Below are 18,861 nucleotides of genomic sequence, written 5' to 3' on the forward strand. Positions count from 1 at the left end.
CCACGGTCACAGGTTTGGGGTTGCGATCTGCAGCCCCAGCGGACGCAGGCCAGTAGCTCTAACGGCTAGAGCGCCGGTCTCCAAAACCGGATGTTGGGGGTTCGAATCCCTCCTGGCCTGCCATTTTTTATCCATCCCGGGGTTCTCACGTGATCGCAAAAGCCAAAGATTTTCTCACTGAAGTGAAGGCCGAGTTGGGCAAGGTGACTTGGCCTACCCGCAAAGAGACCATCTCAACGACGTGGGTCGTGGTGGCTATCGTTGTCATAATCTCCATTTATCTCGGGGCGTGTGACGTGATTCTGGCGAAGCTGATGCGCCTTATCCTTGGCTAAAGGACGCAAACTACTATGGCAAAAAAGTGGTACGGGGTCCATACGTACTCCGGATTTGAAAATAAAGTAAGGCTCTCCCTTTCTGAACGAATAAAGAACCTTGGCCTGGAGGAGTCTTTCGGCGAGATTCTTATTCCTTCAGAAACAGTGGTAGAGTTGAAAAAGGGGGAGAAGAAGACTTCCTCCCGCAAGTTTTTTCCTGGCTATATCCTTGTCAACATGGAGTTGAGCGATGAGACATGGCATGTAGTGAAGGAAACCTCCAAGGTTACTGGATTTGTCGGGGGGAATAACCCTTTTGCCATACCTGACGAAGAGGTTGCGAAGATCACCCGTAGGATGGAAGAGGGTGCTGAGAAGCCCCGACCCAAGGTTCAATTCGAGGTTGGAGAGACTGTTCGGGTGGTTGATGGTCCGTTCCTTAACTTTACTGGAGTCGTAGAAGATGTGAAGCCTGACAAGGGTAAACTCAGGGTTATGGTCAGCATTTTCGGGCGCGCAACTCCTGTAGAGCTTGAGTTCATGCAGGTGGAAAAACAGTAGGGGATAACCCTCTGTCAGATAAACGGTATATCCTTCTCTGAGGAGAAGAACAAGGAGCACGGCAATGGCAAAGAAGATTACGGGATACATCAAGCTGCAGATTCCGGCGGGCAAAGCAAACCCTTCGCCCCCGATCGGTCCGGCTCTGGGCCAGCATGGTGTCAATATCATGGAGTTCTGCAAGGCGTTCAATGCCAAGACCCAGGGCGACGAGGGGACCATTACTCCCGTTGTCATAACCGTCTACGCAGATCGTTCGTTCAGCTTTATCACCAAAGTGCCGCCCATGTCGGTTCTCATCAAGAAGGCGGTCGGAATTGAGAGCGGTTCCAGCGTGCCGAACAAGAACAAGGTCGGAACGTTGACTGCGGAGCAGGTGAAAGAGATCGCGGTCAAGAAAATGCCCGACATGAACGCTGCGTCGCTTGAAGCTGCCATGAGAACGGTCGAAGGGACCGCCCGCAGCATGGGCGTTGAAATTGTTTAATAGAGAAAGGGTGGATTGAGAGATGCCGAAGACAGCGAAGAAGCATAGGGAAGCCTTGGCGAAGATAGACCGAAGCCGGACCTACCCCCTCGTTGAAGGTATAGAAAGTGTCAAGTCGGTAGCCTACGCCAAATTTGACGAGACCGTGGAGGTCGCTGTTCGGTTGGGCGTTGACCCCCGCCATGCCGATCAGATGGTTCGTGGCGCCGTAGTTCTGCCGAATGGCCTCGGCAAGGACGTCCGGGTACTCGTTTTCGCCAAGGGCGAAAAGGAGAAGGAGGCCCGTGACGCCGGCGCTGACCATGTAGGCGCCGAAGACCTCGTTGCCAAGATCCAGGAGGGGTGGTTCGACTTCGACACCGCCATCGCGACTCCCGACATGATGGGTGTTGTCGGCAAGATCGGTAAGCTTCTTGGTCCCCGCGGGCTCATGCCGAACCCGAAGGTCGGCACGGTCACGTTTGATGTGGGCCGTGCGGTTAAGGAGTCCAAGGCCGGGAAGGTTGAATTCCGGGTCGAGAAGGCCGGTATTGTCCATGCGCCGGTCGGTAAGGCATCGTTTGATGCGGACAAGCTCAAGGAAAACCTTCTTGCGCTTGTGGAGGCGCTCGTTAAGGCGAAGCCGTCCGCAGCCAAGGGTACCTACATCAAAAAGATCAGCCTCTCTTCCACCATGGGACCGGGGCTGAATCTGGATATCGCAGACGTCCAGTCGAAGCTTGTCTGAGCATTAGGTATATAAAGCCAAAGTCAAAGACAGCAGGTGCCCGGGCAGCATCCGGGCTTAATGGCGCAGGCAGCCTGCCGAGACTTGTGGTAGTCACAGGAAAGTACTAAACCCCGCACTTTCTGACTTTGGCTGGGGCTTCGGCCCTCAACCCGAACAGAAAGGAGGAAGGCGCTTGAATAGAGAAAACAAGCAACAACAGGTAGCGGAACTGCACGAAAAGCTTAAACGGGCTAAAGCAGTGTTTCTCGCCGATTTCCGTGGTATGAGCGTAGAGCAGGCAACGACCCTGAGAAATGAACTTCGTGCAGCTGCCGTTGAGTACAAGGTTGCCAAGAACACGTTGCTGGAGCTTGCGTCCAAGGAGACCGACAAGGAATCGCTCTCTCCCCACTACGCCGGTCCGACCGCCATTGCGTTCAGCTATGATGATCCGGTCGCAGCTGCTAAGGTTCTGTCAAAGTTTGCCAAAACCCAGGCCAACACCTTCAAGCTTAAGGCTGCCGTGCTGTCCGGCAAGCAGATCTCGGTCAGCGATATCCAGGCATTGGCCGATCTGCCGAGCCGTGAAGTACTTCTTGCGAAATTGCTTGGAACCATCAATGCTCCGGTTGCCAACTTTGTGGGCGTCCTGGCAGCAGTTCCGGGAAGTTTTGTTCGTGCGCTCAACGCAATCAAAATCCAAAAGGAAGGCAATTAGTCCTTCCTTTACATTCAACAACGAACGTTATTAACGGAGGAATACAGAAATGGCAGAAATCACCAAAGCCGATGTCGTTAGCTTCATTGAGAATATGACCGTTCTTGAGCTCTCTGAGCTCGTGAAAGAACTCGAAGAGAAGTTCGGTGTCTCCGCCGCTGCGCCGGTCGCCGTTGCCGCTGCCGCTGCTCCGGCCGCTGCCGCCGAGGCTGCTGAAGAAAAGACCGAGTTTGATATCATCCTCAAGAGTGCCGGTGCCAACAAAATCGGCGTTATCAAGGTTGTCCGTGCCCTCACCGGTCTTGGCCTCAAGGAAGCCAAGGACCTGGTCGACGGCGCTCCGAAGTCCGTCAAGACTGGCGTTTCCAAGGAAGAGGCAGAGGACGCCAAGAAGCAACTCGTTGAGTCCGGCGCTGAAGTCGAGATCAAGTAAGGCTCGAGTCTACTGCGTCAGCACATCAGCCAAGGCCGCTTCATGCGGCCTTGGCTCTTCTATTTTAGTTCCGAATTCGTATCCGCTGGCTCCGGGCAATATCGGAGAAGGCACTAAATCCAGGGGGTTAGAGGCTCCATGAGCCTCGCCAAAGGAGAAAACATGGCTTATTCAATTGCGAATAACCAGCTTCTACGCCAGAATTTCGCCAAGATCAAGAAAATCATTGACATCCCCAACCTTATTGATATTCAAAAAAATTCCTATAAGCGTTTCCTGCAAATTGACACCCCCCCCGAAGCACGCAAGAACAGCGGGCTCGAAGCTGTATTCAAGAGTGTTTTCCCAATTAAGGACTTTAGCGATACTGCTTCGCTTGAGTATGTTTCCTATAGCCTCGGCACACCGAAGTACGATGTTGAAGAATGCCACCAACGCGGGATGACCTTCGCCGCCCCCATGAAGGTGAAGGTGCGCCTCGTCGTTTGGGACGTGAACAAGGATACTGGCGTCCGTTCTATTCGGGATATCAAGGAGCAGGAGGTCTACTTCGGCGAGATCCCGCTCATGACCGAGAACGGCACGTTCATCATAAACGGTACCGAACGTGTTATCGTGAGCCAGCTTCACCGCTCTCCCGGTGTTTTCTACGACCATGACAAGGGCAAGACCCATTCCAGCGGCAAGGTCCTCTATTCCGCCCGAGTGATCCCTTACCGTGGCTCTTGGCTCGATTTCGAGTTCGACCACAAGGACATACTCTATGTCCGGATCGACCGTCGCCGCAAGATGCCGGCAACGGTCCTCCTTAAGGCCCTTGGCAACAGTGCGGAGGAGCTTCTCAATTTTTATTACCGGAGTGAGGAGATCGGGCTCGATGGGGAGCGGATGTGGAAGAAGGCCGACGCCGAGCTTCTGACAACTCAGAAAACCTCTTCCGACATCGTTGATTCCAAGACCGGTGAAGTCATCATCAAGGCGAACAGAAAGTTCACCAAGGCGGCAATCCGCAAGATGACCGAGCACGGAATCACCGAGATTCCCATTAAAGCCGAAGAGGTCTGTGGAAAGTACGCTTCTACCGATATTGTTGACCCTGCCACTGGCGAAGTGCTGGTAGAGTGCAACGAGGAGATCTCCCAGGCTAAGCTTGACGAGATCAAGGCACGGGGCATTTCGGAGTTCAAGGTTCTTTTCATCGACAACCTCCATGTGACATCCTCGCTGCGGGACACACTGCTCGTCGATAAGATAAACACTACTGACGACGCGCTCATTGAGATCTATCGTCGCCTGCGTCCTGGTGATCCCCCGACCCTCAAGAGTGCCCAGGCACTTTTCGACAACCTCTTTTTCAATGCAGAACGCTACGATCTCTCAGCCGTGGGACGGCTCAAGCTTAACTACAAGCTGGGACTCGGCGTCCCCCTTGACTGCCAGGTGCTCACCAAGGAAGATATCCTTGAGGTGGTCCGGTATCTCATTGATCTGAAAAACGGCCGGGGGACCATCGATGATATCGACCATCTGGGCAACCGGCGGGTGCGGGCTGTGGGCGAGCTGCTGGAAAACCAGTACCGCATCGGTCTCGTCCGCATGGAGCGGGCCATCAAGGAGCGGATGAGCCTACAGGAAGTCGAGAACCTGATGCCCCACGACCTGATCAACTCCAAGCCGGTTTCGGCCGTGGTCAAGGAGTTTTTCGGCTCATCGCAGCTCTCGCAGTTCATGGACCAGACAAACCCGCTTTCCGAAGTTACCCACAAGCGGCGTCTCTCTGCCCTCGGACCAGGCGGCCTCACCCGCGAACGGGCCGGCTTCGAAGTCCGTGACGTTCACCCCACCCACTACGGCCGGGTCTGCCCGATCGAGACTCCTGAAGGTCCGAACATCGGTCTTATTGCATCGCTTTCCACCTACGCCCGGATCAACGAGCACGGCTTTGTGGAAACGCCGTACCGGATCGTGAGCGAGGGGAAAGTCACCGCCGAGGTGAAGTTCTTCTCCGCCCTTGAGGAGGAGGGGCATGCCATTGCCCAGGCCAATGCCGAGATGGATGCCGATGGCCGCTTTGTGAACGATTACGTCTCTGCCCGTAAGTCGGGCGAGTTCCTCCTCGTGCATCGGGACGAGCTGGAGCTTATGGACGTGGCACCGATGCAGCTTGTTTCCGTTGCAGCATCGCTTATTCCGTTTCTTGAGAACGACGACGCCAACCGCGCCCTCATGGGCTCCAACATGCAACGTCAGGCAGTACCGCTCCTGAAAGCCGATTCTCCGTTGGTCGGCACCGGCATGGAGCGGGTTGTCGCCAAGGATTCGGGTGTTTCGGTTGTGGCGCGCCACACCGGCGTCGTCGAATCGGTAGATGCGTCACGCATCGTCGTCAAGATCGACGAAGACGAGTATGACGAGACCGGCACCGGTGTCGATATCTATAACCTCATCAAGTTTGCCCGCTCCAACCAGAACACGTGCATTAACCAGCGGCCGGTGGTCAAGGTTGGCGATCATGTGAAACGGGGCGATGTCATTGCTGATGGCCCGTCCACCGACATGGGGGAACTGGCTCTGGGGCAGAACGTTGTCGTCGCCTTCATGCCCTGGGGTGGCTACAACTTCGAAGACTCGATCCTTATTTCCGAGAAACTCACCAAGGACGACCGCTATACCTCGATCCATATCGAGGAGTTCGAGTGCGTTGCCCGTGACACCAAGCTCGGCAAGGAAGAGATAACCTCGGATATCCCGAATCTGGGCGAGGAAACCCTCAAGGACCTGGACGAGTCCGGCATCATCCGGATTGGCGCTGAAGTCAAACCGGGTGACATCATGGTCGGGAAGATCACGCCGAAGGGCGAAACCCAGCTCTCGCCGGAGGAAAAGCTTCTCCGGGCCATCTTCGGCGAAAAAGCTGGAGACGTTCGCGACACCTCCCTGCGTGTTCCGCCGGGGGTCGAGGGGACAGTCATCGGCGCCAAAGTCTTTTCCCGTAAAGGGAATGACAAAGACTCCCGTACCGAGATGATCGAACGGATGGAGGAGGAAAAGCTTCGCAAGGACGAGCAGGACGAGATCCGGATTATCCGTGATTCTGCTGTCGGCAAGCTGAAAAGGCTTCTGGTCGGCAAGACCGCTGCCGTGAAGGTGGAGGACAAAAACGGCAAGACGGTTATCGCCAAGGATGCCGCCATCACGGAAGAGGCCCTCACGGCAATCCCCCTCGATCGTTGGGATGAGATTTCGGTCAGTGGCGGGGAGGGGGTCGAGGAGAAGGTTGCTGCGATCCTTGCCACGCTCCAACAGCAGATTGATATCATAAAATATGTCTTTGACGATAAGGTCCAGAAGCTGAAACGAGGCGATGACCTTCCCCCGGGCGTTATCAAGATGGTCAAGGTTTACATTGCCATCAAGCGCAAGCTTCAGGTCGGCGACAAGATGGCAGGCCGCCACGGTAACAAGGGTGTTGTGTCCCGTATCCTCCCCGAGGAAGACATGCCGTACATGGAGGATGGCCGTCCCGTCGAGATCGTGCTGAACCCCCTGGGTGTTCCTTCCCGTATGAACGTGGGGCAGATCCTCGAAACCCATCTGGGATGGGCTGCCAAGGGAATCGGCTGGAAGATCGAGGAAATGCTTGAGAAGCATTCTCCGTCTGCCACGATCAAGGAGTATCTCCAGAAGGTTTACGGCTCCAAGGAAATGAATGCGTTCCTTGACTCTCTCAACGAGGAGGAACTGATAAACGTCGCCAAGCGTCTCCAACGCGGAGTTCCGATGGCGTCGCCCGTCTTTGAGGGGGCTTCGGAGGAGCAGATTCGAAGCATGCTCGACAAGGCCGGTTTCGACGAGACCGCCCAGGTCAGACTTTTCGACGGCAAGACCGGAGAACCCTTCAAGCACAAGGTCACGGTCGGGGTCATGTACGTCCTCAAGCTCCATCACCTGGTTGACGACAAGATCCACGCCCGGTCCATCGGCCCCTACAGCCTCGTGACCCAACAGCCTCTGGGCGGCAAGGCTCAGTTTGGTGGCCAGCGTCTCGGTGAAATGGAGGTCTGGGCCATGGAAGCATACGGCGCCGCCTATGCTCTCCAGGAATTCCTGACGGTGAAATCCGATGACGTTGCAGGCCGTACGCGCATGTACGAGGCCATTGTCAAAGGAAAGCATACCCTCGAGCCGGGACTCCCGGAGTCGTTCAACGTCCTGATAAAGGAACTCCAGTCGCTGTGTCTCGATGTGGAACTCCTGGAAGGCGACGAGGATTAGAGTTGGTCATCCAAGACATTGACCGCCTGAACGATCACATGAGCAGCAGCCACTCCTAAACAGAGGAGGATTAGACATTGGAAGATTTTTTCAGCTTTTTCGATAAACCGAAGGACCCCCTCCACTTCTCGGCGATCCGCATCTCCGTTTCTTCACCGGAGAAGATTCGGGAGCGTTCGTTCGGCGAGGTAAAGAAACCCGAAACCATCAACTACCGGACCTTCAAGCCGGAGCGTGATGGTCTGTTCTGCGCGAAAATCTTTGGCCCCACCAAGGACTACGAATGCAACTGCGGCAAGTACAAGCGCATGAAGCACCGCGGCATCGTCTGCGAAAAGTGTGGCGTCGAGGTCATCCCCTCAAAGGTTCGTCGTGAGCGCCTGGGGCATATCGACCTCGCCACTCCCGTTGCCCACATCTGGTTCCTCAAGTCGCTTCCCTCGCGAATCGGGAACCTGCTTGACATATCGTTGAAAGACCTTGAGAAGGTTCTTTACTTCGAGGCCTATGCAGTTACCGATCCGAAGAACACCGGAATGGCCATGGCCGAGGTTCTCTCCGAAGACCGTTACCTGAAGGCCCTTGAGGAGCACAATTACCAGTTCGAGGCAGGTATGGGGGCAGCAGCCATCCGTGACTGCCTCAAGGCCATCGATCTGGATCAGCTTGCCGAACAACTCCGCCAAGAGATGATCGAAGCAACGAGCGAGGCGAAGCGTAAGAAGACCGCCAAGCGGCTCAAGGTTGTGGAGGCCTTCAAGGAGTCCGGCAACCGTCCCGAGTGGATGATCCTTGAGTGCATCCCGGTCCTTCCGCCCGAGTTGCGTCCCCTGGTCCCCCTCGACGGCGGACGCTTTGCGACGAGCGATCTCAACGACCTCTATCGTCGCGTAATCAACCGGAACAACCGCCTCAAGCGCCTCATGGAACTACAGGCCCCCGAGGTTATCATACGCAACGAGAAGCGGATGCTGCAGGAAGCCGTTGACGCCCTCTTTGACAACGGTCGCCGCGGCCGTGCCATTGCAGGCCCTAACAAGCGCCCCCTCAAGTCCCTCTCCGACATGCTCAAGGGAAAATCAGGCCGTTTCCGCCAGAACCTCCTCGGCAAGCGGGTCGACTACTCTGGCCGTTCCGTTATTGTTGTGGGACCGGAGCTTCGCCTCCACCAGTGCGGTCTCCCCAAGAAGATGGCCCTGGAGCTCTTCAAGCCGTTCATCTACAACAAGCTTGAGGAGCGGGGCTTCGTCACCACCATCAAGAGCGCCAAGAAGATGGTGGAGAAGGAGCGTCCGGAGGTCTGGGACGTTCTTGAAGAGGTTATCAAAGAACATCCCGTTATGCTCAACCGTGCCCCTACTCTGCACCGCCTCGGCATCCAGGCCTTTGAGCCGGTGCTGATCGAAGGAAAGGCCATCCAGCTCCACCCCCTCGTGTGTACCGCCTTTAACGCGGACTTCGACGGCGACCAGATGGCGGTCCACCTTCCTCTTTCTATCGAGAGCCAGGTGGAGGCGCGGGTGCTCATGATGAGTACCAATAACATCCTGTCTCCGGCGCATGGCAAGCCGATCATCGTACCGTCGCAGGATATGGTTCTCGGTATCTACTACATGACCCGGGAGCGTCATTTCGCCAAGGGGGACGGGAAAATCTTCGCGTCTCCGGAAGAAGTGCGGATAGCGTATGATGCCGGCGAGGTTGACCTCCAGGCACGTATCAGCGTCCGGATGAAAAACATTCTCTCCGCTGCGTCTGAACAGCCGGCCATCATCGAGACGACAGTTGGTCGTATCTTGCTTCGTGAGATACTCCCCGAAATGGTCCCCTTCTCTTCCATCAACAAGGTTATGAGCAAGAAGGAGCTTGTGAACCTGATCGATGTCTGCTACCGCCTTGCCGGCAACAAAGAGACCGTCATCCTGGCCGACCGGCTCAAGGAGACCGGATTCCGCTACTCGACCCTGGCGGGTATTTCCATCTGCATGAATGATATGGTGATCCCCGAAGGGAAGTCCGCAATCATCGACAGCGCCAACGACGAGGTGAAGGAGATCCAGAACCAGTATACCGAGGGTCTCATCACCGACGGGGAGCGCTACAACAAAGTTATCGACATCTGGGCCAAGGCTACGGAAGACATCGCCAAGCAGATGCTCGACAACCTTTCCAAGGACACGATCCTCTCCCCTGACGGCCAGGAAGTGAAGATTCCTTCCTTCAACGCAATTCACATGATGGCCGACTCGGGCGCGCGGGGCTCTGCTCAGCAGATTCGTCAGCTGGCGGGTATGCGGGGGCTCATGGCGAAGCCGTCCGGCGAAATCATCGAGACTCCTATCACCGCCAACTTCCGGGAGGGACTGAACGTTCTTCAGTACTTCATCTCGACCCACGGTGCCCGGAAGGGTCTTGCCGACACGGCTCTCAAGACCGCGAACTCCGGTTACCTTACCCGTCGTCTGGTTGACGTGGCACAGGACGCCATTATCACCGAGACGGACTGCGGCACGCTCGACGGCCTTACCGTCACATCCCTGACCGAGGGTGGCGAAGTCATTGAGCAGATTGGAGATCGCATTCTCGGCCGCGTTGCCCTTGACGATATCCTTGATCCGGTAACTGGCGATGTGCTTGTTCCTGCCAACCAGGAAATCGATGAAACGCTCGTGAAGCGCATCGAGGATGCTGGCATCGAGCGGGTCAAGATCCGCTCCGTGCTCACCTGCCAGAGCAGACGCGGCATTTGCGCCAAGTGCTACGGACGTGACCTTGCCCGCGGACATATCGTCAATATGGGGGAAGCGGTTGGCGTCATCGCTGCCCAGTCCATCGGCGAGCCGGGTACTCAGCTGACCATGCGTACCTTCCATATCGGTGGTACGGCATCGCGGCATGCAGAGCAGACCTCGCTTGAAGCCCGGACAGAAGGCCGGGTTAAGTTCATCAATATAAACAGCGTCGTCAATATTGAGGGACACCATATCGTCATGAACCGCAACGGCGAAGTTGCCATCATCGACGAAACGGGTCGTGAGCGCGAAAAGTACGGCATTGTCTACGGCGCCAAGATCAAGTTCGGCCCTGATCAGGTTGTGAAACCAGGCGAAACGCTCGCCGAGTGGGACCCTTACACCATGCCGATCCTCACCGAGGTCGCTGGACGCGTTAAGTTCGGGGACATTGTTGAAGGGGTAACCATGGAGGAACAACTCGACGAGGTGACCGGCCTTTCCCGTAAGGTTATCATTGAGTCGAGGGATGCTGACAAGCGGCCGCGTATCGCCATAAAGGCATCGGATCCCGAATCCGCGTCCGGCGGGAGCACCATCGGTCGTTACTATCTGCCGGTCGGTGCCAACATTTCCGTGGCCGAAGACTCGTTCGTCAATGCCGGTGATGTAATTGCGAAGATTCCGCGTGAAACGACGAAGACCAAAGATATCACCGGTGGTCTCCCGCGGGTTGCCGAGCTCTTCGAAGCTCGCAAGCCTAAGGACTTCGCCGTGATAACCGAGATTGACGGTGTCGTCACCTTCGGCAAGGATGCCAAGGGGAAGCGCAAGGTCATTGTTACTCCGGAGTTGGGTGAACCCAAAGAGTATCTGATCCCCAAGGGCAAGCATATCAGTGTACATGAGAACGATTACGTACGGGCAGGCGAACCCCTCATGGACGGGTCCTCCAACCCCCACGACATTCTTCGGGTGTTGGGTATCAAGGAACTCGCAAAGTACTTGGTCGACGAGGTTCAGGAGGTTTACCGACTCCAGGGCGTCAAGATCAATGATAAGCACATTGAGACCATTGTTCGTCAGATGCTCCGCAGGGTTCGGATCAAGGAAGTGGGGGATACTAACTTGCTCATTGATGACCAACTCGAGCGCTGGGTCTTCGAGGAAGAGAACGAGCGGGTTATTGCAAAGGGGGGGCGTCCCGCCATTGCCGAACCGCTTCTTCTTGGTATCACCAAGGCATCGCTCTCGACGGAATCATTCATCTCTGCTGCATCTTTCCAAGAGACGACAAAGGTGCTGACCCAGGCGGCCATCGAGGGAAAGGTGGATCAGCTTCGCGGGCTCAAGGAAAACGTCATTATGGGACGGCTTATTCCTGCTGGAACAGGTCTGTCTCGTTATCGGAACCTCAAGCTCGTCGCCGAGCAGGCAGAACTGTTGGAACCCGTTGCCGTTGCGCCTCCCGCTGTTGAGGAGGATTACCCTGAAGATGACATGCTTGACGATATTGAGGAATAGCTCTCACGGTCAGATTGAAAGTAATGAAAAAAATCTTGACAAGGTGTTGTGTAGCTGCTAACTTTGTCGCTTCCGCAGGGCGAGTACCCCCTGGAGAAGCCGTTATTGGGAGAAACAGAGTATGCCAACGATTAACCAGCTGATCCGCATCGGCAGGAAGAGTAAGAAGGAAAAGTCGAATTCCCCCGCGCTGAAGAGCTGTCCCCAGAAGCGTGGCGTCTGTACTCGGGTTTATACTACGACCCCTAAGAAGCCGAACTCTGCGTTGAGGAAAGTTGCAAGGGTTCGTCTGACAAATGGAATTGAGGTTAGTTCTTATATTCCGGGGGTTGGGCATAATCTTCAAGAGCACTCTGTAGTGCTTATTCGGGGTGGTCGGGTTAAGGACCTTCCTGGTGTTCGGTATCACATTGTTCGTGGTACGCTGGATTCTGTTGGTGTGAAGGATCGGAAGCAGGCTCGTTCCAAGTATGGCGCCAAGCGGCCCAAGTAATCGACTTTGGTGAGAGGGTGATATGCCGAGAAGAAGAGAAGTAGCTAAACGGGTTATTCTTCCTGACCCCAAGTTTAACGACAGGGTTGTTGCGAAGCTTGTAAACGTTATTATGGTGGGCGGGAAAAAGAGTACAGCTGAGCGCGCGCTTTATGGTGCGCTTGAGGTGGTCTCTCAGAAGACAGGTGAAGAGGCGGTTAAGGTTCTTAAGAAGTGTCTTGATAATATTAAGCCGACTCTTGAGGTTAAATCGCGACGGGTTGGTGGTTCCACGTATCAGGTCCCTGTTGAGGTTCGTGCTGATCGTCGGGTTTCGCTTGCGATGCGTTGGCTTGTTAAGTACGCCAACGACCGTTCTGAGAAGACGGTTACTGATAAGCTTGCTGGTGAGATTCTTGATGTCTATAACAATCGTGGCGCTGCAGTTAAGAAGCGTGAGGATACTCACCGGATGGCTGAGGCGAACAGGGCTTTTGCGCACTACCGTTGGTAGTTTTAGATAGGGTGAGTATAGGTAACTGGAGGATTTTGTGGCACGACTTGTACCATTGGAAAAAACCCGAAATATCGGGATAATGGCGCACATAGACGCCGGTAAGACGACGACGACTGAGCGTATTCTTTATTATACTGGCGTAACTCACAAGATTGGTGAGGTGCATGAAGGCGCTGCCACGATGGACTGGATGGAGCAGGAGCAGGAGCGCGGAATTACTATTACTTCCGCTGCGACGACCTGTAACTGGGGCGATCATCGCATAAATATTATTGATACGCCTGGCCACGTTGACTTTACTATTGAGGTTGAGCGTTCGCTGCGCGTGCTTGACGGTGCGGTTGCTGTCTTTTGTTCGGTTGGTGGTGTTGAGCCCCAGTCTGAGACCGTGTGGCGGCAAGCTGATAAGTATGGTGTTCCGCGTATTGCTTTTGTTAATAAGATGGACCGTGTTGGGGCGGACTTCTTTCGTGGGGTTTCCATGATTCGCGATCGCCTCAAGGCCAACCCGGTGCCAATTCAGTTGCCGATTGGTGCAGAAGATACCTTTAAGGGCGTGGTTGACCTTGTGGAGATGAAGGCGATTGTCTGGGATGAGGAATCTCTTGGTGCAAAGTTTCATGTGGAGGAGATTCCGGCTGATCTTCAGGAGCTTGCGCAAGAGTATCATGAGAAGATGGTTGAGGAAATTTCTTCCCATGACGATGCCTTGATGGAGAAGTATCTCGGCGGCGAAGAGCTTACTGTGGATGAGGTTAGGGCTGCCATTCGCAATGCGACGATTGCAATTCAGATATGCCCTGTGATTTGTGGGTCTTCATTCAAGAATAAAGGGGTTCAGAATCTCCTTGACTCGGTTGTTGAATATCTTCCGTCTCCCGTGGATATTCCGGCCATAAAGGGTGTAGATGCCGATTCCGGTGCCGAGATTGAGCGTAAGGCTGCTGACAGTGAACCGTTCGCGGCGTTGGCCTTCAAGATTATGACTGACCCCTTTGTCGGTCAGCTCTGCTTTATTAGGGTTTATTCTGGGGTCCTTAATTCTGGATCGTACGTATATAACTCCACAAAGGGTAAAAAAGAGCGTATCGGTAGACTTCTGAAGATGCACGCAAACAAGCGTGAAGAAATAAAGGAAGTTCTTGCTGGTGACATAGCTGCCGCTGTAGGTCTTAAGTACACTACGACTGGTGATACCCTCTGTCCTGAGGACGCGCCGGTAATTCTTGAGTCCATCGAGTTCCCTGAGCCGGTTATTGCGATTGCTATTGAGCCGAAGACCAAGGCCGATCAGGAGAAGCTTGGCATCAGTCTTCAAAAGCTTGCCAGTGAAGACCCTTCGTTCCGTGTTCGGACTGATGAGGAAACTGGTCAGACTATTATCTCTGGCATGGGTGAGCTTCATCTTGAAATTATTGTTGACCGTCTCATGCGAGAGTTCAAGGTAGAGGCTAATGTTGGTAAGCCGCAAGTTGCCTATCGTGAAACTGTGACCAAAAAGGTCAAGGTCGAGGGTAAATTTGTGCGTCAGTCCGGGGGTCGTGGTCAGTATGGCCATGTCTGGATCGAGATGGAGCCGCAGGAGCCCGGCAAGGGATACGAGTTTGTTGATGCCATTAAGGGTGGCGTTGTGCCGCGCGAGTATATTCCTGCTGTTGATAAGGGGATACAGGAGGCTATGGACACGGGTGTGCTCGCTGGGTTCCCTTGTGTGGACTTTAAGGTTTCCTTGGTTGACGGTTCGTACCACGAGGTAGACTCTTCCGAAATGGCCTTCAAGATTGCTGGCTCGATGGCGTTCAAGGAGGCTGCTGCAAAGGCTTCACCGGTACTCCTTGAGCCGATCATGTCGGTCGAGGTTGTTGTTCCTGAAGAATATATGGGTGATGTCATTGGTGATCTCAACTCTCGCCGCGGAAGGATTATGGGCATGGAAGGTCGTGCCGGTGCCCAAGTGGTAAGTGCCATGGTTCCGCTGGCGCAGATGTTTGGATATGCAACTGATCTTCGTTCTGCCACGCAGGGTCGTGCTACCTACACCATGACGTTCGATCACTACGAGCAGGTTCCGAAATCGGTATCTGAAGAAATAATCGCTAAGGTAAAAGGGTAATTTATTTCCATAGGGGGAGGAATCCTACATGGCAAAGGCAAAATTCGAGAGAACAAAACCGCACGTCAACATAGGGACGATTGGTCACGTTGACCATGGCAAGACCACGCTGACCGCCGCCATCACGCGGGTTCTGGCCGAGCGCGGCCAGGCCGAATTCAAGGGCTTTGATCAGATCGACAACGCCCCTGAGGAGCGTGAGCGTGGTATCACCATCGCCACCTCGCACGTTGAGTATGAAACCGAAAAGCGTCACTATGCTCACGTTGACTGTCCCGGCCACGCTGACTACGTCAAGAACATGATCACCGGTGCGGCTCAGATGGACGGCGCGATTCTCGTTGTCTCCGCCGCCGACGGCCCCATGCCCCAGACCCGCGAGCACATTCTGCTTGCTCGTCAGGTAGGGGTTCCCTACATCGTTGTGTTCCTTAACAAGGCTGACATGGTCGATGACGAAGAGCTTCTTGAGCTCGTCGAGCTGGAGATTCGCGAACTGCTCTCCTCCTATGATTTCCCGGGCGACGACATTCCCATCATTAAGGGTTCCGCCCTCAAGGCCCTCAATGGCGACAAGGACGAGCTCGGCTCTGAAGCCATCGTCAAGCTCATGGACGCCGTCGACGCCTATATTCCCGAGCCTGAGCGCGCCATCGACAAGCCGTTCCTGATGCCCGTCGAAGACGTCTTTTCCATCTCCGGTCGCGGTACCGTTGCCACTGGTCGGGTTGAGCGTGGCGTTGTCAAGGTGGGCGAGGAAGTCGAGATCGTTGGAATCAAGACGACCACCAAGACCACTGTTACCGGTGTAGAAATGTTCCGCAAGCTCCTCGATGAAGGGCGTGCCGGCGACAACATCGGCGCCCTGCTCCGTGGTGTAAAGCGTGAAGACATCGAGCGTGGCCAGGTGCTGGCGAGGCCGGGGAGCATCACCCCGCACACCAAGTTCAAGGCCGAGGCCTACATTCTGACCAAGGAAGAAGGCGGGCGCCACACCCCGTTCTTCAACGGCTATCGTCCGCAGTTCTACTTTCGGACCACCGACGTGACCGGCATAGTAGACCTTCCCGCAGGGACCGAAATGGTCATGCCCGGCGACAACGTAGCCGTAACGGTTAACCTGATCACCCCAATCGCCATGGACGAAGGCCTGCGGTTCGCTATCCGTGAGGGTGGCCGTACTGTCGGCGCCGGTGTTGTCAGCTCTATTATCGAATAAAGCAGGAACGAGGAAGAAATGCCAAGTCAAAAAATAAGAATCCGCCTTAAAGCTTTTGATCATAAGCTTCTTGATCAATCAGTAGGTGAGATAGTCGATACTGCAAAAAGAACAGGTGCGCGGGTTGCTGGGCCAATCCCTCTCCCGACGATAATCAATAAGTATTGCGTCCTCCGGGGACCGCACGTGGACAAGAAGTCTCGAGAGCAGTTCGAAATCCGGACACATAAACGTCTCATCGATATTCTTGATCCAACACAGCAGACTGTCGACGCTCTCATGAAGCTTGATCTCTCTGCAGGCGTAGATGTTGAAATCAAGCTCTAATGCGAATGTAAGGATAGGAATTTTGCCATGAAGAAGGGATTGATTGCGAAAAAGCTGGGTATGACCCAGATCTTTGCTGATGATGGCAGGCGCATTCCAGTAACTGTAGTAGAGGCTGGGCCGTGTATCGTCTTGCAAAAGAAGACTGTTGAGACAGACGGGTACAACGCTATTCAGGTAGGTTTTCTCGCGAAGGATGCCGACAAGTCGGGGCGCGCGCTTGTAGGTCACTGCAAGTCCGCTGGCCAAGGTGTCTTTACTTATATCCGTGAGTTCAGGGTGGAGGATGTCGACAGGTATACTATTGGCGACTCTATTACCGCTGAGATCTTTGCGCCGGGTGATTATGTCGATGTGACCGGAACAAGCATTGGTAAAGGTTTCCAGGGTGTCATTAAACGGTGGGGCTTCCGTGGAGGCCGTTCATCCCATGGTTCCTGCTTCCACCGGGCTCCCGGTTCGATCGGTAGTTCTGCATGGCCGTCGCGCGTGTTCAAAAATAAGAAAATGCCAGGCCAACTCGGAAATGAGCGTGTTACGGTGCAACGTCTTCAAGTTGTCCGTGTTGACACAGCGGACAATCTGCTGCTGATCAGAGGGGCAATACCAGGCGCGAAGAATGGTATTCTGCTTCTCAAAGACAGTGTTAAAGCACGTTAGACTTGCAGGACCGGAGATAGTTATGGCTACAATCGACGTTTTCGATATCAATAAGAACAAGGTAGGTGAGATGGACCTCAGTGACGCTGTCTTTAACGGCGACGTCAGGGAATATCTCATCCATGAAGCGGTTAAGGTTCAGCTTGCAAACCGTCGCGCAGGGACCGTTGGCGTAAAGAATCGTGCGGCTGTTTCTGGTGGAGGCAAAAAGCCCTTCAAGCAGAAAGGTACCGGGCAGGCTCGCCAGGGTTGCATACGTGCACCGCACTATGTCGGTGGCGGTGTTGCCTTTGGCCCTCAAGCTAAGACCTATGCACTTTCGATGAACAAAAAGGCCAGGAAGGCTGCGGTTCGATCAGCTCTGTCCATGCTTTTCAAAGAGAATAAGCTTTCAGTCCTAGATTGCTTGTCGCTGCCATCAATCTCGACAAAGGGTTTTGTTGGCGTTCTTAAAACGTTCGACGTGACGAAGACCCTTGTTATTATTGATGAGGCAAATACGAATCTTGAGTTGTCTGCGCGCAACGTGAAGGACGTTAAGGTTCTTAAAGCTGAGCATCTTAATGTTTTCGATATTGTTAAGTTTAACAATATCATACTCACTCAGTCAGCTGTTCGGAAGATCGAAGGAGCACTGCAGTCATGAATATTTATGACATATTAAAAAAGCCTCTTGTAACGGAAAAGACCACTCTTGAAAAAGACGCAAAAAATGTGATCTCTTTCGAGGTTGACCGTAGCGCAAATAAGATAGAAATCAAGAATGCTGTCGAGAAACTTTTCAAGGTTGAAGTTTCTGAAGTAAATACTGTCAACGTGGCTGGCAAGCTGAAGCGTGTTGGTCGTCACTATGGCAAGCGTTCGAACTGGAAAAAAGCCTATGTTACCCTCAAAGAGGGAAACAATGTTGATTTCTTTGAGATATAAACACTTTGGCAGTGGAGTGAGCACATCATGGCAATAAAGACTTACAAACCAACATCAGCAGGCCGTCGGCACCAGACGTGTTCAGCGTTTGACGAGATCACGACCTCTAGTCCGGAGAAATCCCTTCTTCTTACATTGAAGAAGACAGGGGGGCGTAATAGCTTTGGTCGGATAACATCACGGCATATAGGTGGTGGTCATAAGAAAAAGTACAGGCTTGTGGATTTTCGTCGGAACAAGATTGATATTCCGGCAAAGGTTGCGAGCATCGAGTACGATCCCAACCGTAGCGCTCGTATTGCTCTACTGCATTACTCTGACGGAGAAAAGCGCTATATTCTGGCCCCATTGAACCTTAAGGTGGGCGATGTGGTGCTGGCCAGCACCAGTGCTGATATCAAGCCAGGTAACTCTCTTCCTCTTCGCGCCATACCGCTGGGTACCATTATCCATAATATCGAACTTAAAATCGGTAAAGGTGGTCAACTGGCACGGAGCGCCGGGACCTTTGCGCAACTCATGGCTAAGGAAGGGAAATATGCTCAGGTGAAGCTTCCGTCTGGCGAAGTACGGATGGTTTTGCTTGATTGTATGGCTACTGTTGGTCAGGTCGGTAATATCGATCATGAAAACGTGACGATTGGCAAGGCAGGTCGCTCGCGTTGGCTTGGCCGCAGACCGAAGGTTCGCGGTGTTGCCATGAACCCTGTCGATCACCCTCACGGCGGTGGTGAAGGTCGGACCTCGGGTGGTCGTCACCCCGTGACACCGTGGGGTATTCCGACTAAAGGGTATAAGACCAGGAAAAATAAGACATCTTCACGGTTTATCGTGAAGCCGCGTACTAAATAATAACCACTTGGTTAAAGG

The 18,861-nt window shown here is 54.0% G+C and carries 17 protein-coding genes and 1 tRNA gene; all 18 read left to right on the plus strand.

Annotated features, from left to right (window positions below; translation table 11 throughout):
* The first annotated feature begins 46 nt into the window (after positions 1 to 46).
* Positions 47 to 123 (plus strand) — tRNA-Trp (locus GMET_RS03085).
* Between the two features lie 26 nt (positions 124 to 149).
* Positions 150 to 335: a preprotein translocase subunit SecE gene (secE, locus tag GMET_RS03090; RefSeq protein WP_004514629.1), complete on the plus strand. Its 186-nt coding sequence runs from the start codon at positions 150 to 152 to the stop codon at positions 333 to 335.
* Between the two features lie 15 nt (positions 336 to 350).
* Complete coding sequence (nusG, locus tag GMET_RS03095) at positions 351 to 878, plus strand: transcription termination/antitermination protein NusG (protein ID WP_004514630.1); 528 nt, start codon at positions 351 to 353, stop codon at positions 876 to 878.
* 64 nt (positions 879 to 942) lie between these two features.
* Positions 943 to 1,365, plus strand: a complete 423-nt coding sequence (gene rplK / locus GMET_RS03100) for a 50S ribosomal protein L11 (RefSeq protein WP_004514631.1) — start codon at positions 943 to 945, stop codon at positions 1,363 to 1,365.
* 22 nt (positions 1,366 to 1,387) lie between these two features.
* Positions 1,388 to 2,092 (plus strand): 50S ribosomal protein L1, encoded by a 705-nt coding sequence (rplA, locus tag GMET_RS03105; protein WP_004514632.1) that lies wholly within the window; start codon positions 1,388 to 1,390, stop codon positions 2,090 to 2,092.
* 175 nt (positions 2,093 to 2,267) lie between these two features.
* Entirely contained in the window at positions 2,268 to 2,792 is a 525-nt protein-coding gene (gene rplJ / locus GMET_RS03110; protein ID WP_004514633.1) for a 50S ribosomal protein L10, read from the plus strand.
* Positions 2,793 to 2,841: 49 nt separating this feature from the next.
* The gene (gene rplL, locus GMET_RS03115) at positions 2,842 to 3,225 is read left to right on the plus strand and encodes a 50S ribosomal protein L7/L12 (protein WP_004514634.1); all 384 of its coding nucleotides are present in this window, start codon (positions 2,842 to 2,844) and stop codon (positions 3,223 to 3,225) included.
* Positions 3,226 to 3,387: 162 nt separating this feature from the next.
* Positions 3,388 to 7,500: a DNA-directed RNA polymerase subunit beta gene (gene rpoB, locus GMET_RS03120; RefSeq protein WP_004514635.1), complete on the plus strand. Its 4,113-nt coding sequence runs from the start codon at positions 3,388 to 3,390 to the stop codon at positions 7,498 to 7,500.
* A gap of 77 nt (positions 7,501 to 7,577) precedes the next feature.
* Complete coding sequence (rpoC, locus tag GMET_RS03125; protein ID WP_004514636.1) at positions 7,578 to 11,756, plus strand: DNA-directed RNA polymerase subunit beta'; 4,179 nt, start codon at positions 7,578 to 7,580, stop codon at positions 11,754 to 11,756.
* A gap of 121 nt (positions 11,757 to 11,877) precedes the next feature.
* Positions 11,878 to 12,249 carry a 30S ribosomal protein S12 gene (rpsL, locus tag GMET_RS03130; protein ID WP_011365696.1) on the plus strand — a complete coding sequence of 124 codons (372 nt, stop codon included), beginning with the start codon at positions 11,878 to 11,880 and terminating at the stop codon, positions 12,247 to 12,249.
* Positions 12,250 to 12,271: 22 nt separating this feature from the next.
* Positions 12,272 to 12,742, plus strand: coding sequence for a 30S ribosomal protein S7 (gene rpsG, locus GMET_RS03135; protein WP_011365697.1), 471 nt, complete (start codon positions 12,272 to 12,274; stop codon positions 12,740 to 12,742).
* Positions 12,743 to 12,779: 37 nt separating this feature from the next.
* Complete coding sequence (gene fusA / locus GMET_RS03140) at positions 12,780 to 14,858, plus strand: elongation factor G (RefSeq protein WP_011365698.1); 2,079 nt, start codon at positions 12,780 to 12,782, stop codon at positions 14,856 to 14,858.
* Positions 14,859 to 14,886: 28 nt separating this feature from the next.
* Positions 14,887 to 16,077: an elongation factor Tu gene (gene tuf, locus GMET_RS03145; RefSeq protein ID WP_011365695.1), complete on the plus strand. Its 1,191-nt coding sequence runs from the start codon at positions 14,887 to 14,889 to the stop codon at positions 16,075 to 16,077.
* A gap of 18 nt (positions 16,078 to 16,095) precedes the next feature.
* Positions 16,096 to 16,404 carry a 30S ribosomal protein S10 gene (gene rpsJ / locus GMET_RS03150; RefSeq protein ID WP_004514236.1) on the plus strand — a complete coding sequence of 103 codons (309 nt, stop codon included), beginning with the start codon at positions 16,096 to 16,098 and terminating at the stop codon, positions 16,402 to 16,404.
* 27 nt (positions 16,405 to 16,431) lie between these two features.
* Complete coding sequence (gene rplC, locus GMET_RS03155) at positions 16,432 to 17,064, plus strand: 50S ribosomal protein L3 (protein WP_011365699.1); 633 nt, start codon at positions 16,432 to 16,434, stop codon at positions 17,062 to 17,064.
* Positions 17,065 to 17,086: 22 nt separating this feature from the next.
* On the plus strand, positions 17,087 to 17,710 hold the full coding sequence (gene rplD / locus GMET_RS03160; RefSeq protein WP_004514238.1) for a 50S ribosomal protein L4: 624 nt from the start codon (positions 17,087 to 17,089) through the stop codon (positions 17,708 to 17,710).
* Positions 17,707 to 17,991 carry a 50S ribosomal protein L23 gene (locus tag GMET_RS03165; protein ID WP_004514239.1) on the plus strand — a complete coding sequence of 95 codons (285 nt, stop codon included), beginning with the start codon at positions 17,707 to 17,709 and terminating at the stop codon, positions 17,989 to 17,991. The genes rplD and GMET_RS03165 overlap by 4 nt, the downstream gene beginning before the upstream one ends.
* A gap of 27 nt (positions 17,992 to 18,018) precedes the next feature.
* Positions 18,019 to 18,843, plus strand: coding sequence for a 50S ribosomal protein L2 (gene rplB, locus GMET_RS18230; RefSeq protein WP_004514240.1), 825 nt, complete (start codon positions 18,019 to 18,021; stop codon positions 18,841 to 18,843).
* Positions 18,844 to 18,861 lie beyond the last annotated feature (18 nt).

This window comes from Geobacter metallireducens GS-15, assembly GCF_000012925.1.
Classification (GTDB): Bacteria; Desulfobacterota; Desulfuromonadia; order Geobacterales; family Geobacteraceae; genus Geobacter; species Geobacter metallireducens.

What these genes read in the sequence shown, in the direction of transcription:
- nusG (WP_004514630.1), top strand. Translation starts at nt 351, where the DNA reads ATGGCAAAAAAGTGGTACGGGGTCCATACGTACTCCGGATTTGAAAAT.
- rplK (WP_004514631.1), top strand. Translation starts at nt 943, where the DNA reads ATGGCAAAGAAGATTACGGGATACATCAAGCTGCAGATTCCGGCGGGC.
- rplA (WP_004514632.1), top strand. Translation starts at nt 1,388, where the DNA reads ATGCCGAAGACAGCGAAGAAGCATAGGGAAGCCTTGGCGAAGATAGAC.
- rplL (WP_004514634.1), top strand. Translation starts at nt 2,842, where the DNA reads ATGGCAGAAATCACCAAAGCCGATGTCGTTAGCTTCATTGAGAATATG.
- rpoB (WP_004514635.1), top strand. Translation starts at nt 3,388, where the DNA reads ATGGCTTATTCAATTGCGAATAACCAGCTTCTACGCCAGAATTTCGCC.
- rpsL (WP_011365696.1), top strand. Translation starts at nt 11,878, where the DNA reads ATGCCAACGATTAACCAGCTGATCCGCATCGGCAGGAAGAGTAAGAAG.
- rpsG (WP_011365697.1), top strand. Translation starts at nt 12,272, where the DNA reads ATGCCGAGAAGAAGAGAAGTAGCTAAACGGGTTATTCTTCCTGACCCC.
- tuf (WP_011365695.1), top strand. Translation starts at nt 14,887, where the DNA reads ATGGCAAAGGCAAAATTCGAGAGAACAAAACCGCACGTCAACATAGGG.
- rpsJ (WP_004514236.1), top strand. Translation starts at nt 16,096, where the DNA reads ATGCCAAGTCAAAAAATAAGAATCCGCCTTAAAGCTTTTGATCATAAG.
- rplC (WP_011365699.1), top strand. Translation starts at nt 16,432, where the DNA reads ATGAAGAAGGGATTGATTGCGAAAAAGCTGGGTATGACCCAGATCTTT.
- rplD (WP_004514238.1), top strand. Translation starts at nt 17,087, where the DNA reads ATGGCTACAATCGACGTTTTCGATATCAATAAGAACAAGGTAGGTGAG.
- GMET_RS03165 (WP_004514239.1), top strand. Translation starts at nt 17,707, where the DNA reads ATGAATATTTATGACATATTAAAAAAGCCTCTTGTAACGGAAAAGACC.
- rplB (WP_004514240.1), top strand. Translation starts at nt 18,019, where the DNA reads ATGGCAATAAAGACTTACAAACCAACATCAGCAGGCCGTCGGCACCAG.